We start from the raw sequence: 14,861 nt of genomic DNA, 5'->3' as shown, positions 1-14,861 counted from the left end.
TCTTGGAATTCATTTAACTTTTTCTTAATTCCAGGTATAATAGTTAATTATTCGTAATAAAGGGAAGTGACACGCTTAATGGATCAACACCTAATTGCCATCGATTTAGATGGAACTACTCTCAATAATCGGTCAAAATTAACCGCTGAAACAATTAATACGTTGCGGAGTGCTGCCAAAGACGGCCACATTGTTAGTATTATCACCGGACGACCTTACCGAATTGCTCAACACATTTACGATCAAATCGGCATTCAAACGCCAATGGTCAACTTCAATGGTGCGCTAACCCATATTCCCCACCAAAACTGGGATAAAGAATATGAAATTGAATTAACAAAAGAATTAGCGTTAGACCTTCTGGCACATAGAGACGAATTGGGAATTGATACCATTACCGTTGAAAGTAAGGATCATTTCTGGGCGAACCAGGCAACTAAGGACGTCCCTGAATTTCTTCCTAACCGTCTTAAACCCAGTCAATTACTGAGTAAAAGGAATCTCAGTGACAATCCAATCGCAATGACAATTGAATATCAGCCAGGCAGTAAAAAGAAAATTATCCGAGCTGTCAACGAAAAATACGGTGACTTCGTTGAACCTCGGGTATGGGGCGGCCCGTATAATATTCTTGAACTAATTCACCGCGGTACTCATAAGGAATCAGGAATGTTCTATATTGCTAAGCAGTACGGAATTGACCGTACCCATATTATTGCCTTTGGGGACGAGAAGAACGATCAAGAAATGATTGCCGCTGCTGGTCGTGGTGTTGCAATGAATAATGCAATTCCCGAAATTAAGGCAATTGCAGATGACGTGACCCCAATTGACAACGAACATAATGGTCTCGCAGAATACTTAAAAGACTACCTGAAATTAGCTTAAAAACCGATATAGTTAAAAAACAACCTAAGATTAACTCAAAACGAGAATAATCTTAGGTTGTTTTAGTTTAAATGGATTAACTTAAAAATGATTAAACTTCAGGATCACCGGTAAATTTACCAACAACTGGCAAATCTTCAAGAACCCGCTTCATATGAAGTGAGCGTTGAATTGCAGCGCTGACGTCATGACCTGCTAAGTTGCCATGATGCTTACCGTTACGCCAAGCCGGAACATTACTGACATCATAAACTGTTCCATCAATTGCGACATAAGCTGGGTTGCCATCTTGGCCATTGTATTTTGCAAGTTCTTCAGCAGTAAAGATTCTTGTAGTCATACTAAAATATTCCTCCCGATACTCATTGTTGTTTTTATTATAGCACTTTTAATTTACCGATTAAGGCAATCTCAATTAGTACTTACTGGTAATAAGACAATAATAAGATGAAAATTAATTTTGTTGTAAATAATAGCTATATTACATAACAATTGTCAAAAATATTGTTATAATATAAAAGAAGGTGATTCTGCAATCACTTTCGCTAAATACTTCTACTTGGGGATCACGGTGTGTTATGTTATCGCGATCCTCAATTTTTATTTGATCAAACTGTCTAAAAAGGTAACGATGTAATACAGTAAAATTGCAGCGATAATAAGGGAAAGAACATCTCTAACCTGGCGCCAAATGTTTTTCTTCATTCCATAACCCCCTCGAATCAATATTTCATATTATACACCACCTTTTCAACTCAATCGCTAAACTTTTAATTGCATTTTAAGTTAAGGCGTGTATAATACGTTGTCAAATAGGGATTAATAATCCTAAAGCAAAATAATCGATGTCAGTGAGCATCATTTTGGAGGAATTAAATATGGAACAGACAAGTAATCATGTCGGCCAAGCAATGACTAAAAACCAGAAATGGGTCCTAGCATCTACTGCATCCGGATTTTCATTAGAAAACATGGATATTATGTTTTTGTCATTTGCCCTTGCACCAATTATCGCCAGCCTCCATATCTCAAGTACGGCTGCTGGGTGGATTGGTTCTATTACTAACCTTGGAATGTTAGCGGGCGGTGCGATTTTCGGCCTTGTCGGTGATCGGATCGGTCGTGTAAAGACATTCACTTACACGATCTTTATTTTTGCCTTGGCAACGGCCGCAATGTTTTTCGCCCACTCATTGCCAGCAATTTACATTTGCCGTTTTCTGGCTGGTATTGGTGCCGGTGGTGAATATGGTGTAGGAATTGCATTAATTGCTGAAAATTTTGAACCTCACCTTATTGGTCGATTGACTTCTGTTGCGGCCATCGGTGGTCAGGTTGGTGCAATTTTTGCTGCTATAATGGCAGCCTACATCATTCCCAATTTTGGTTGGAACGCGCTTTTTCTTTTAGGAATTATTCCAGTAATTCTAACTTTCTTCATCCGGCGTCACGTTCACGAAAGTCAAGAATTTATTGTCGCCCATAAAAAGACAATCGCTAATCACCAAAGAATTTCTGTGAGTCGTCTCTTTGCTACACCACGATTAGCCCTGCAAACCCTTGGCTTAATGGTAATGACAATTGTTCAAATTGCTGGATACTTTGGCCTAATGAACTGGCTACCATCAATTGTGCAAAAGCAACAAGGACTGTCCGTTTCGGGATCATCAATTTGGATGATTGCTACCATCATTGGAATGAGTATTGGGATGATGGTCTTTGGGACAGTAATGGATAATTGGGGTCCACGTTGGGCCTTCGGTATCTTCCTTCTTGGTTCTGCTACGGTAATGTTCACCATCCTCATGGTCCAAAGTTCAATTGCCCTCATTCTTGCTGGTGCATTAATTGGTTTCTTCTCTAACGGAATGTTTGGCGGCTATGGTGCAGTTATCAGTCAACTTTACCCAACTGCCATTCGTTCTACAGCTAACAGTATCATTATGAATGTTGGTCGAGCAATTGGTGGATTCTCATCAGTAGTTATTGGATTGCTGATGGACCATTATTCATTAGGAGTAACAATGGGCTTCTTATCAGCACTTTACATTCTCAGCTTCATCGTTATGTCTTCATTGCCGGGAATGCGGAAACTCGCTAATCATTAACAATAAACTAAAATAAGGTTCAGAGTTCGAATCGGTTACGAACTCTGAACCTTTTTTATATTGATAATAATTTACTTCTCGTCGACTTCTTCATCGGTCTTCAGAACCGCCATGAAGGCTTCCTGAGGAATATCAACTTTACCAACGGCCTTCATCCGCTTCTTTCCACGCTTTTGCTTTTCAAGTAGCTTAGCTCGCCGATCAGGATCACCTGTATGAATTCGTGCAGTAACATCTTTCCGGTAAGCCTTAATATTAGTTCTGGCAATAATTTTTGAGCCGATTGCTGCCTGAATTGGAATTTCAAAGTTTTGCCGTGGAATAATCTTCTTAAGCTTAGAAGTAATATCACGACCCCGTTCTGCAGCAAAGTCCTTATGGGCAATAAAGCTTAATGCATCAACCTTATCACCATTTAGCAAAATATCAATCTTCACTAACTTGCTTGGCTTATAGTCGTCAATTTCATAGTCAAGAGATGCATAGCCACGAGTCGAACTCTTCAGCTTATCAAAGAAGTCAAAGATAATTTCTGACAATGGAATATGATAGATTACGTTTACCCGCGTATCGCTTAAGTATTCCATCGTTTCAAAAATTCCCCGTTTTCGCTGACAAAGCTCCATTACCGGTCCAACATAATCATTTGGAACCATGATTGAAGCTTTCACATAAGGTTCCTTAATGTCCTTAATCGATGAAGCATCTGGCATTTCAGCCGGGTTTTCCACTTCTTTTGTGGTTCCATCAGCTAAGTCAACATGGTAAGTAACAGATGGCGCTGTGGTAATTAAATCAAGGTTAAATTCTCGTTCAAGCCGTTCTTGAACTACATCCATATGCAACAAGCCTAAGAAACCGCAACGGAACCCAAAGCCTAACGCTTGTGATGATTCAGGTTCAAAAGTCAACGCTGCATCATTCAGCTGCAATTTTTCTAAAGCATCCCGTAAATCATTAAATTTAGCATTATCGGTTGGGTATAAACCAGCATAAACCATTGGCGTCATTTGCCGATAGCCTTCTAGCGGTTTAGCAGTCGGATTATTAGCATCCGTAACGGTATCACCGACCCGAGTATCCTTAATATCCTTAATTGCAGCGGTAATATAACCAACATCACCAGCCATCAGAACATCCCGGGCTAATGGTTTAGGGGAGTTAATCCCGACTTCAGCAACTTCATACTCGGTACCACTGTTCATTAACCGAATCTTATCACCCTTTTTTACAGTTCCTTCAAATACCCGAACACTAAGAACTACTCCGCGGTAATCATCATATTTTGAGTCAAAGATCAAAGCCTTTAATGGGGCTGTCAGATCGCCGGTTGGTGCCGGAACCTTCTTCACAATTTCTTCTAGGACTTGATCAACTCCTAAACCAGTCTTTGCACTAACATCTAGCGCATCGTCTGTATCAAGGCCAATCTCGTCTTCGATTTGCTTCTTTGTGCCTTCAGGATCCGCAGATGGCAGATCAATCTTGTTAATTACCGGTAAAATTTCCAAATCATTATCCAAAGCCAGATAAACGTTTGCTAAGGTTTGCGCTTCCACTCCCTGAGTAGCATCAACGACTAACACTGCCCCTTCACAGGCAGCCAATGATCGCGAAACCTCATATGAAAAGTCAACGTGCCCTGGAGTATCAATCAAATGAAAAATATAGTCTTGTCCATCCTTAGCATGATAGGTTAGGGCAACTGCATTCAACTTGATGGTAATCCCCCGTTCACGCTCTAAAGGCATATCATCAAGGACCTGATCCTTCATTTCCCGCTTACTAATTGAATCCGTCATTTCCAAAATACGGTCGGCAAGGGTTGATTTACCGTGATCAATGTGGGCCACAATTGAAAAATTACGGATCCGTTTTTGCCGTTCTTTCATCTCATCAAGATTCATTGTCATGAATTAGTTCACTACTTTCTAAACTTGTAAATACTAATACTAGTATACCAAAGACTATCCGCGCTTGAAAAGCTAATCAAACCAGCATTTAACAATGCCAAATGAAATAGAATAAGCCAGTAATCCCGCTTCAAAAGTCGGATATTACTAGCTTATTTTAATTCTTTACTTATCTTCAAATGCATCCCGAAGCTTGTCAAGAACGGTTTTCTTAACTCCTTTGACGTCTTCACCACTAGCAGCAGCAAAGGCCATCATTGCCTCTTTTTGACGTTTATTAAGACTCTTCGGTGTATGAACGTGAACAGTAACATGTTCATCCCCGTTACCATTACCGTTCAAGTGGGGAACACCCTTGCCCCGGAGACGGAAGTTCGTTTCAGATTGAGTACCGGCAGGAATCTTAAGATTAACATCACCATGAACAGTCTTGACCTTCACTTCATCACCTAATGCGGCTTGAGCAAATGAAATGTCTTGATCAATATAGATTGTTGAACCATCACGCCGGAATTCCCGGCTTGGTGTTACGCGGAAAACGATGTAAAGATCACCATAAGGGCCACCGTTTTCACCAGCATCACCTTGGTGCTCTAATCGCATTTGCTGACCGTCATCAATTCCCGCAGGAACCTTAACCTCTAATTCATGTCGCTCATGAATATGCCCAGAGCCATGGCACTTAGTACATTGATCTTCTGGCTTAATGATCTTACCAGTCCCATTACATTCGGGACAGGTAGTTTGAGTTTGAATATTACCAAGGGGTGTCCGCCGTACGGTAAGAATGACCCCACTACCATGACAACGTGAACATGTTTCGGGAGACTTTCCAGGTTTAGCGCCACTCCCTTTGCAGACATCACATTGGGCGTCCCGTTCATATTTGATTGTTGTGGTCTTGCCAAAAACAGCATCCATAAAGTCTAATGTCATTGAATATTGCAAATCACGGCCCTGACGTGGTGCCGTAGGATCTGCTTGACGACGACCGCCACCACCAAAGAATTGGCTAAAGATATCACCAAAATCACCACCGGCAAAGTCACCATAACCTTGTTGACCGCCGAAGCCACCAAAGCCTTGGCCTGCCCCTGTATTTGGCCCTGCCGAACCAAACTGATCATATTGAGCACGCTTTTGTGGATCACTCAGCACTTCATGCGCTTCATTAATCTTCTTAAACTTCTCTTCAGCACCAGGTTCATGGTTAATATCCGGGTGGTATTTTGCTGCAAGTTTTCGGTAAGCCCGATTAATTTCCTTTTCAGAAGCATCCTTTTTTACACCTAGGATGTCGTAGTAACTTTCTTCTGCCATACGGATCCTCCATTTATATTGCTTGTTTAGTTATACCATAGATGGTAAACGAAAGTAAAAGCCAAAGTCCTTTTCTCCGGCCTTTGGCTTTTAACAATTGTTTATTAACGGCTGATAGAATTACTTCTTGTCATCTGGAGTAACATCCTTAAAGTCACCATCAACGGTCTTGCCATCATCGGAACCAGAATTATTATTGTTTCCGTTAGTACCATTGTTACCGGCATTACCAGCTTGACCGCCTTGAGCACCTTGGGCTTGTTGATAAAGCTTTACGCTAAGATCTTGGATAACCTTATTTAATGCGTCCTTCTTAGCCTTCATATCGTCTAAGTTGCCGCTTTCCTTAGCCTTCTTCAAGTCGTCACGAGCACTTTCGGCCTTCTTGATATCTTCTTCAGGAACCTTACCCTTAACTTCCTTCAAAGTCTTATCTACTTGGAAGAGTTCTTGGTCAACTTCATTCTTCAAGTCAACCTCTTCCTTCTTCTTCTTATCAGCTGCTGCGTGTTCTTCAGCATCCTTCTTCATTCGTTCAATTTCTTCATCACTCAAGCCAGAGTTAGACTTAATGGTGATGTTTTGCTTCTTATGGGTTCCTTGATCTTCGGCAGAAACGTTAACAATCCCGTTCTTATCAATATCAAAAGTAACCTTAATTTGAGGAACACCACGAGGAGCAGCTGGAATGTCAGTAAGTTGGAAGTTACCTAAAGTCTTGTTGTCAGCTGCCATTGGCCGTTCACCTTGAAGAACGTGGATATCAACAGCTGATTGATTATCAGCAGCAGTTGAGAAGATTTGGCTCTTGGATGTTGGAATAGTAGTATTCCGATCGATTAACTTGGTGAAGACACCACCCATGGTTTCAATACCAAGTGAAAGTGGCGTAACATCAAGCAAAACAACATCCTTAACATCACCAGTAAGAACACCACCCTGGATAGCAGCACCGAGGGCAACCGCTTCGTCTGGGTTGATAGAGTGGTTAGGTTCCTTACCAGTTAATTCCTTAACCATTTCTTGAACGGCTGGAATACGAGTAGAACCACCATTTAGGATTACTTCATCAATGTCATCGAATGTTAAATCGGCATCCTTCAAGGCATTCATAACTGGTTGTTTAGTCCGTTCAACCAAATCATTAGTTAATTGGTTGAATTGTGCCCGGCTTAAGGTCTTTTCAAGGTGTAATGGACCATTTTCACCAGCAGAAATGAATGGCAGGCTGATTTGGGCTTCTTGAACACCAGATAAGTCCTTCTTGGCCTTTTCAGCAGCGTCCTTTAGCCGTTGAAGCGCCATCTTATCCTTAGACAAGTCAACGCCATTTTCTTCCTTAAAGCCATCAATTAACCAATCCATGATCTTCTTATCAAAGTCATCCCCACCAAGGTGAGTATCACCATTAGTTGAAAGAACTTGGAAGACACCGTCACCTAATTCAAGGATGGAAACATCAAAGGTCCCACCACCAAGGTCATAAACGAGGATCTTTTCATCCTTGTCTTTCTTATCAAGGCCATAAGCAAGTGATGAAGCAGTTGGTTCGTTAATAATCCGCTTAACGTCTAATCCGGCAATCTTACCAGCATCCTTAGTGGCTTGACGTTGAGCATCATTAAAGTATGCAGGGACAGTAATAACTGCTTGGCTAACTGTATCACCAATGTAATCTTCAGCGTACTTCTTCAAATATTGAAGAATCATTGCAGAAATTTCTTGTGGAGTATACTTCTTACCGTCAACCTCAACTGTGTATCCAGCTTCACCCATATGACTCTTAATTGATGAAATAGTATTAGGGTTAGTAATTGCTTGACGCTTTGCTACTTCACCAACTTGGGTTTCACCATTCTTAAATGAAACAACAGATGGAGTTGTCCGACTCCCTTCTGGATTTGTAATAATCTTTGGCTCGTTACCTTCCATAACGGCAACGGCGGAATTAGTAGTACCTAAATCAATACCAATAATCTTGTTACTTGCCATTGTTTATTCCCTCTCTTATTTTTATTGTGCAACTACAACCATTGCGGGACGCAGAACCCGATCCTTTAATTGATAACCAGCCTGTAGTACTTTTACCACTGTTTCAGCCTTCTGATCACCTTCCACCGGCACTGTTTGTACTGCCTGGTGAAGGGTCGGATCAAACGGCTTGCCGTCTGCTTCAATCTCAGTAATTCCGTGGTCCTTTAATGCACTAATTAAGTGGTCATGAACCATTTGGATCCCCTTCTTTAGCTGCTGACCATTTTCATCATGAACTTCAATCGTCAGTGCTCGTTTAAGGTTATCCAGAACAGGTAAAACAGATTTAGCTAAGTCTTGACCATCATACTTCAGTAATTGAGCACGCTCTTTCTTAAAGCGGGTAGTCATGTTCTGAATTTCTGCTTCAGCCCGCAAATACTTATCGTCTTTATCATCTAATTGCTGTTGCAAATCTTTAACTTGACTTTCTAATTTTGTCACTTTAGTTTGTAACTTTTTAGCATCAAACTGGTCGTTCTTTTCGGAAGCAGCACTTTTACTTTGATGCTTTGCTTCCTTACCTGTTTGCTTTGCAGCTTTGTCTTCTGCCAATCGACTCGCCTCCTATGAATCGTAGTAATGACGGTAAAAGTTTAAAAGTCGTTTTGCTAGCTCCTGACGGAATGCATTCACTAAACCAATCGTCCGTGAATAAGGCATCCTCGTTGGGCCTAGTACTGCAATAATGCCCTTACCATATTGGTCAACATCATAGGTTGCCGTGATCAAACTATAGTTATCTAAGGCCTTATCCTTAGAAATCTCAGAACCAATCTTAACGTTTACCCCATCATCAGAAACGTTTGAATCTAACAAATGCGATAATTGATCGTTATGGTCAAGCAAACTATACAGAGTTTGTAAGTCAACCGAATCATGCTTTTCCGAGAAATCTAAGAGGTTTAACCGGCCGCCAACAAAGAATTGCTCACGTGCTGCCCTTGACACGACACTATCAAAAAGATCCAAAAAGCCATCTGCACTTTGCATGTAGTGCATCACCCGAAGCGGAATATCATCATTCAGGCGTCTCATCACGTTAGCTAATGGCTGCCCTACCAGCTGGTCATTAATCATCCGAATAACTGCTTGAAGAGCATCTGTATTGTAATTTCGTGGTAACGTAAATGCCTGACTTTCGACATCACCGCTATCAGTAACTAAAATTGCGATCACCTTTCGATTACCTAACGGAACAACCCGAAAACCACTCAACCGAACATCAGCTTGTTCGGGCTTTAGTGTAAAGGCTGTATAGGAAGTAAGATCAGATAAAATATCAGCCGAGTGCGAAATGATCTCATCAATCTTTTGAAAACTTGTTCCTAGTGAATTTTGGATTACTACTAAATCGTTATCAGTAATAACCTCTGGATCAAGCAAATGGTCAACATAATAACGGTAACCCTTTTTAGAAGGTACCCGCCCTGAAGATGAGTGTTCCTTGGTAACAAAACCAGCTTCTTCAAGAACACCCATTTCATTTCGAACCGTAGCAGAGCTCACCTTAAAAGGTAATTTTTCTGCCAGGTGTTTTGAACCAACAGGTTGACCTGTTGCGGTATATTGACGTACAATCGCTTGCAGGATCTTGTTTTGACGCTGTGTTAGCATTTGTATCACTTCCCCTTTTAGCACTCTATAGGGTTAAGTGCTAAACACATGTATAATATAACAATCTGAATAGTAAAAGTCAAGAAACGTCAAATAAAATCTAGGAGTTTTTTAATGAAACATAAGAAGCAACGATATATTCAGCCAAGTGGTCCCGAAGATGCTATGCGGATTATTCAGAAGCTCTTCAATAGTTATCGGAATGCCCCGCTAACAAGGGAGTTGCTTGACTATCACAATAATTTGATTAATCGATTACAAACCGATATTCACGATGCCGTAGTTAAAGCCAATAACGATCGCCTTAGTAAAGAGCTTGATGAAATGACAGAAATCATGCGTCGCTGGATTTCAATTCGACTATCAAACCGGCCGTTCAACGCTAAAATGCGCCACTTTAAGTTAGTCACGGACGGCGGTATGAAGTTTAAACGACACATTCATAAAATTAGTCAATCAACTAATCATCGAGCAAGTCGTCATTGATAGTGGAAAAAGGGGGTTGTGACATAAGTTATATTACCTAGATAAAATACAAACGACGCAGTACACAAATGGGATTCAGTGCTCGGAAAATCCGAACGCTGAATCCCTATTTGTGATTGCGGGAGGTTCGAAAACGAACTAGCGAGCTAGTTCTGTCTCTCTCCCCCTTACTATTTCAATTGAAAAAATTAAGTTATCTCTAAACTAATGGCTGCTTTATACCAGGGGCAATTTTTTGTAAATTCTGTCGAGCTAATTGTTCATCCTGCTTCATCTGGTCAACCAGCTCATCAGCACCACTAAATTTCATTTCACCACGTTGATAATAAAGCCACTGAACCTTAACTTCCTCACCGTATACCAATTGGTCAAAGTCAAAAAGGTATATCTCAACAGTAAGCTTATTTTGATCACCGAAAGTAATGTTGTGACCAACACTTGCCATTCCGCCGTACCATTTCTGACCAATTTGCACTTGAACTGTGTATACGCCAATACCAGGAAGACGTTCACCTTCAGGAGTTTCAACGTTAATTGTAGGAAAGCCCAGTGTTCGCCCTCGTGCCAAGCCATGAACAACGATTCCCGTTGTCATATAATAATAACCTAGCATCTGGTTAGCCAACTCAACATCCCCCTGATCAATGGCTTTACGAATAACCCGTGAACCAATCTTTTGCTTACCATTACCAGTAAACTTAGGAACCGTGATTACGTTAAATCGACCGTTAGCATACTCCGGTAAACGTGCCATCGTTGCCACCGCAGCTTTGCCATAAGTATGATCAAATCCCGCCACCACTGTTTTCGCGTGAAAGCCTATTAAATATTGATCGACAAATTCTTGTGGTGAAAGACTCGCAAATGAAGAAGTAAAGCTAACCAGATATACCAAATCAACACCTAATTGTTTTAAAAGATCTAGCTTTCGTGATGTTGTTGACAGGTATTTAAAGCCACCAGGATATTGTTGATAAACGATTCCGGGCGCGTGATCATAGGTTAATACTGCTAACGGAAGATCTTTTTCTTCAGCGATCTTTTTAGCAGTATTAATCACTTGCTGGTGACCACGATGAACACCATCGAAGAAGCCCATTGCGAGCACTACTGGACCTGCAGGCACTAACTCTTTCTGCAATGGGTGGTGGATTCTTACTACTTCCACTTTTCCTTCCTCCTTCACTTCACAGAGAACATCTTTGTTGGTTTATATCCTTGGGACGTTAGATGATATAGCGCTTTAGTCGATCCGTCATATTTCAGGACCACTTCATTTGCCACTGTCTGCAGCTCATCTTTCTTAAGCCAACCACCATGCTGAACAGAATGCCATTGTACCGGAGTTAATTCTACTGCTGGATAGTCTTTCAATGCATAGTCAATTGGATAAAGATGGCGATTAATTGTTTGGTGAGCTACCGCATCTTGAATATCATTTAAGCTCAGGGTCTGGTCAAGCGTAAAGCCACCACTTTCAAGCCTGGTTAGCCATTTCATCGCACCAGGATAGCCAAGCGAACGCGCTAAGTCAGCGACAAGCGTTCTAATGTAAGTCCCCTTACTACACTTTACCTTAAAATAAACGTGTTGTTCTTGATGTTCTGAATCATACTCGTTTCGACACAGGGCAAAACTACTAATCAACGCTTTACGTCGTGGTCGTTCCACGGTTTCACCGACACGGGCATACTCATAAAGACGCTTTCCATTCACCTTGACGGCAGAATACATCGGCGGAATCTGAATGATTTCTCCCGTCATTTTCTGCATTGCTTCCTTAATTAGTTCACTACTAATTGGAGTTTCGACTGGTTTAGTTTCAACTATTTCACCATCAAAATCTTCAGTCGTTGTCGCTTTTCCGATTACTAGCTCTCCCTGGTATTCTTTACCCGACTGCATCAAGTATTCTACTACTTTAGTCGCATTACCAATACAGATTGGCAAAACACCATCAACAGAGGGATCCAGCGTCCCTGAATGACCGATTTTCTTTGTCTTTAGTATCCGCCGCAAACGACTGACACAATCAAAGCTCGTCATTCCACGTTCCTTGTACAAGGGAATAATTCCATCCATATGATTCTCTCCATAAAAAAACGAACTAAGAGAAAGCTCCCAGCTCGTTCATCCTTAATTACTTATCTTGTTCTTGCTGGTGAAGCTTATTGATCAGCTGATCAATTCGACTTCCATAGGCAATTGATTTATCTCGTTCAAATTTAATTTCAGGTGTTTTGAAGATGTTCAACCGTGCACCCAATTCACTCCGAATCAATCCAGTTGCCTTGTCTAACCCGGCTTGAACCTTTTGCATATCAGAAGCCTTGTCGGACAAGATACTGTAATAGATGGTTGCTTGTTGAAGATCACCAGTAACATCTACACCAGTAATGGTTACCCCTTGTACACGCGGGTCACGAACTCGCTTCAAAAGAATATCGTCAACCTCGCGCTGAATTTCTTGAGCTAACCGATCAACTCGATATTGTTTATTAGGCATTTTATTCACCTCGGTTTACTTAACTGGTACTTCTTTCATTTGGTAGGCTTCAATAACATCATTTTCCTTAATGTCATTGTAGTTTTGAATTGTCAAACCACATTCAAAGCCGGCCTTAACTTCCTTAACGTCATCCTTGAACCGCTTCAAGCTACCAAGTTCACCGCTATAAACGACGATTCCGTCACGAACAAGCCGAACCTTAGAATCACGGGTAATCTTACCAGAAGTTACCATTCCCCCAGCAATTGTCCCGACCTTAGAAGCCTTGTAGATTTGCCGAACTTCAACTTGACCAATAGTTTCTTCTTTATAAACCGGTTCAAGCATCCCCTTCATTGCGTCTTCAACTTCTTCAATTGCGTTGTAGATCACTTGGTGGAGACGAATATCAATTTTATTTGAATCAGCTAACGATTTAGCAAGTGAAGTTGGCCGAACATTGAAACCAATAATAACGGCATTAGAAGCTTCAGCTAATGTTACATCGGATTCATTAATTGCACCAACAGCTTGGTGAATTATATCGACCCGAACACCATCAACCTTAATCTTTTGAAGACTTTGACTAAGTGCTTCTACTGAACCTTGAACATCGGCCTTAATGATTAATGGGAGGGTCTTCATTTGTCCCTTCTTCATCGTATCAAATAAGTTGTCCAATGTAACGTGAGAAGTCCGCTTCCGCTCTTCTTCTTGTGCTTGTTCTGCACGCTTCTCACCAGCAGCACGGGCGGTCTTTTCATCGTCAAAGACAATAAAGCGATCCCCAGCTTCCGGAACAGAATTAAGCCCAGTAATCTCGACAGGAGTTGATGGGGTAGCTTCCTTAATTCGCCGACCATTTTCGTTTGTCATTGTCCGAACACGACCATAGGTATTTCCAACAACAATTGGGTCACCAACATGTAAAGTTCCTTGTTGTACCAGAACAGTGGCAACGGAACCCTTACCTTGATCAAGTCGTGCTTCAACAACGGAACCAGCAGCGTTTTGATCTGGGTTAGCCTTCAATTCCATCATTTCAGCTTGGAGTTGAATCATATCAAGCAATTCATCAATATTCTTCCCAAACTTAGCTGAGATGTTAACAAAGATCGTGTCACCACCCCAGTCTTCTGGAATCAGGTTGTACTTAGCTAATTCCTCAATTACCCGTTCTGGATTGGCACCTGGCTTATCGATCTTGTTAACTGCAACAATAATCGGTGTCTTAGCGGCTTGAGCGTGGTGGATAGCTTCAACAGTCTGTGGCATAACACCGTCATCAGCGGCAACAACCAACACGGTAATATCAGTAATATTAGCACCCCGAGCACGCATTTCAGTAAAGGCAGCGTGTCCTGGCGTATCCAAGAATGTAATTAGGTTATCCTTGTAATGAACTTGGTAAGCACCGATCTCCTGAGTAATTCCCCCAGCTTCATGTTCAGTAACATGTGAGTGACGAAGCTTATCAAGCAACGTAGTCTTACCATGGTCAACGTGTCCCATAACAGTAACAACCGGTGGACGAGAAACTAAGTGATCCGTGTTATTTTGCTCTTCTTCAAACATCTTGTCGATATCTGAAATATCTTCTTCAACCTTTTCCTTAGCTTCAATACCATAATCAGTAGCTAACAATTCAATCGTATCTTTATCTAAGGACTGGTTTTGATTAATCATTACACCGAGCATAAAGAGCTTTTTAATAATTTCGGCTGGTGAACGGTGCAAAATCTTTCCAAGATCTTGTGCATTCATTCCCTCGGTATATTCAAGGACATCCGGTAATGGCTTATCCTTTCGCTGAGTAGGTTGTTGGTGCTTAACCTCACGAAGACGACCATTATTGTTATGTTTCTTGTTCCGCTTCTTGTTCTTCTTGTTAAACCGCTTACCCTTTCGCCCAGATTCATTCAAGCTGCCACCAAAGCGGCCGTTATTGTCATTTTGATGACGGTTATTGTTTTGGTTAGTTTGCTTAGAAGAATGGTTCTTATCATG

Annotated in this window: 12 protein-coding genes and 1 pseudogene; 3 read left to right on the top strand and 10 right to left on the bottom strand. The window is 41.3% G+C overall.

The window, feature by feature from the left end; all coding sequences use genetic code 11:
- The first annotated feature begins 78 nt into the window (after positions 1–78).
- On the top strand, positions 79–888 hold the full coding sequence (locus N4627_RS03985) for a Cof-type HAD-IIB family hydrolase (protein WP_098044616.1): 810 nt from the start codon (positions 79–81) through the stop codon (positions 886–888).
- Between the two features lie 91 nt (positions 889–979).
- Here N4627_RS03985 and N4627_RS03980 read toward each other — a convergent pair whose 3' ends face one another.
- Positions 980–1,228, bottom strand: a complete 249-nt coding sequence (locus N4627_RS03980) for a cytochrome b5 domain-containing protein (protein WP_003716945.1) — start codon at positions 1,226–1,228, stop codon at positions 980–982.
- Positions 1,229–1,766: 538 nt separating this feature from the next.
- Here N4627_RS03980 and N4627_RS03975 point away from each other — a divergent pair.
- Entirely contained in the window at positions 1,767–2,996 is a 1,230-nt protein-coding gene (locus N4627_RS03975; protein ID WP_098044617.1) for an MFS transporter, read from the top strand.
- Positions 2,997–3,067: 71 nt separating this feature from the next.
- Here N4627_RS03975 and lepA read toward each other — a convergent pair whose 3' ends face one another.
- From lepA to hrcA, 5 genes are all read right to left on the bottom strand, one after another.
- Complete coding sequence (gene lepA, locus N4627_RS03970) at positions 3,068–4,903, bottom strand: translation elongation factor 4 (RefSeq protein ID WP_098044657.1); 1,836 nt, start codon at positions 4,901–4,903, stop codon at positions 3,068–3,070.
- 171 nt (positions 4,904–5,074) lie between these two features.
- Positions 5,075–6,229: a molecular chaperone DnaJ gene (dnaJ, locus tag N4627_RS03965; protein WP_260965042.1), complete on the bottom strand. Its 1,155-nt coding sequence runs from the start codon at positions 6,227–6,229 to the stop codon at positions 5,075–5,077.
- 120 nt (positions 6,230–6,349) lie between these two features.
- Entirely contained in the window at positions 6,350–8,221 is a 1,872-nt protein-coding gene (gene dnaK / locus N4627_RS03960; protein WP_003716940.1) for a molecular chaperone DnaK, read from the bottom strand.
- A 21-nt stretch (positions 8,222–8,242) separates the two neighbouring features.
- Positions 8,243–8,818, bottom strand: a complete 576-nt coding sequence (gene grpE / locus N4627_RS03955; RefSeq protein ID WP_260965041.1) for a nucleotide exchange factor GrpE — start codon at positions 8,816–8,818, stop codon at positions 8,243–8,245.
- A gap of 12 nt (positions 8,819–8,830) precedes the next feature.
- Positions 8,831–9,880, bottom strand: a complete 1,050-nt coding sequence (gene hrcA, locus N4627_RS03950) for a heat-inducible transcriptional repressor HrcA (RefSeq protein WP_260965040.1) — start codon at positions 9,878–9,880, stop codon at positions 8,831–8,833.
- 114 nt (positions 9,881–9,994) lie between these two features.
- On the opposite strand from hrcA, the gene N4627_RS03945 reads away from it, so the two are divergent.
- Positions 9,995–10,366 (top strand): hypothetical protein, encoded by a 372-nt coding sequence (locus N4627_RS03945; protein ID WP_260965039.1) that lies wholly within the window; start codon positions 9,995–9,997, stop codon positions 10,364–10,366.
- A gap of 199 nt (positions 10,367–10,565) precedes the next feature.
- Here the strand turns inward: N4627_RS03945 and ribF are convergent, their stop codons facing one another.
- From ribF to infB, 4 genes and pseudogenes are all read right to left on the bottom strand, one after another.
- Positions 10,566–11,534 (bottom strand): riboflavin biosynthesis protein RibF, encoded by a 969-nt coding sequence (gene ribF / locus N4627_RS03940; protein ID WP_260965038.1) that lies wholly within the window; start codon positions 11,532–11,534, stop codon positions 10,566–10,568.
- Between the two features lie 14 nt (positions 11,535–11,548).
- Entirely contained in the window at positions 11,549–12,448 is a 900-nt protein-coding gene (gene truB, locus N4627_RS03935; protein WP_260965037.1) for a tRNA pseudouridine(55) synthase TruB, read from the bottom strand.
- Between the two features lie 58 nt (positions 12,449–12,506).
- Positions 12,507–12,872 (bottom strand): 30S ribosome-binding factor RbfA, encoded by a 366-nt coding sequence (gene rbfA / locus N4627_RS03930; RefSeq protein WP_191336820.1) that lies wholly within the window; start codon positions 12,870–12,872, stop codon positions 12,507–12,509.
- Between the two features lie 15 nt (positions 12,873–12,887).
- A pseudogene (infB, locus tag N4627_RS03925) lies at positions 12,888–14,822 on the bottom strand (translation initiation factor IF-2); the annotation flags it as partial.
- Positions 14,823–14,861 lie beyond the last annotated feature (39 nt).

The sequence above is a fragment of the Limosilactobacillus vaginalis genome, from assembly GCF_025311515.1.
Classification (GTDB): Bacteria; Bacillota; Bacilli; order Lactobacillales; family Lactobacillaceae; genus Limosilactobacillus; species Limosilactobacillus vaginalis.
Note: the sequence above shows the minus strand (reverse complement) of the source record. Positions and strands in the feature narration are given on the sequence as shown.

What these genes read in the sequence shown, in the direction of transcription:
- N4627_RS03985 (WP_098044616.1), top strand. Translation starts at nt 79, where the DNA reads ATGGATCAACACCTAATTGCCATCGATTTAGATGGAACTACTCTCAAT.
- N4627_RS03980 (WP_003716945.1), bottom strand. Translation starts at nt 1,228, where the DNA reads ATGACTACAAGAATCTTTACTGCTGAAGAACTTGCAAAATACAATGGC.
- N4627_RS03975 (WP_098044617.1), top strand. Translation starts at nt 1,767, where the DNA reads ATGGAACAGACAAGTAATCATGTCGGCCAAGCAATGACTAAAAACCAG.
- lepA (WP_098044657.1), bottom strand. Translation starts at nt 4,903, where the DNA reads ATGAATCTTGATGAGATGAAAGAACGGCAAAAACGGATCCGTAATTTT.
- dnaJ (WP_260965042.1), bottom strand. Translation starts at nt 6,229, where the DNA reads ATGGCAGAAGAAAGTTACTACGACATCCTAGGTGTAAAAAAGGATGCT.
- dnaK (WP_003716940.1), bottom strand. Translation starts at nt 8,221, where the DNA reads ATGGCAAGTAACAAGATTATTGGTATTGATTTAGGTACTACTAATTCC.
- hrcA (WP_260965040.1), bottom strand. Translation starts at nt 9,880, where the DNA reads ATGCTAACACAGCGTCAAAACAAGATCCTGCAAGCGATTGTACGTCAA.
- N4627_RS03945 (WP_260965039.1), top strand. Translation starts at nt 9,995, where the DNA reads ATGAAACATAAGAAGCAACGATATATTCAGCCAAGTGGTCCCGAAGAT.
- truB (WP_260965037.1), bottom strand. Translation starts at nt 12,448, where the DNA reads ATGGATGGAATTATTCCCTTGTACAAGGAACGTGGAATGACGAGCTTT.
- rbfA (WP_191336820.1), bottom strand. Translation starts at nt 12,872, where the DNA reads ATGCCTAATAAACAATATCGAGTTGATCGGTTAGCTCAAGAAATTCAG.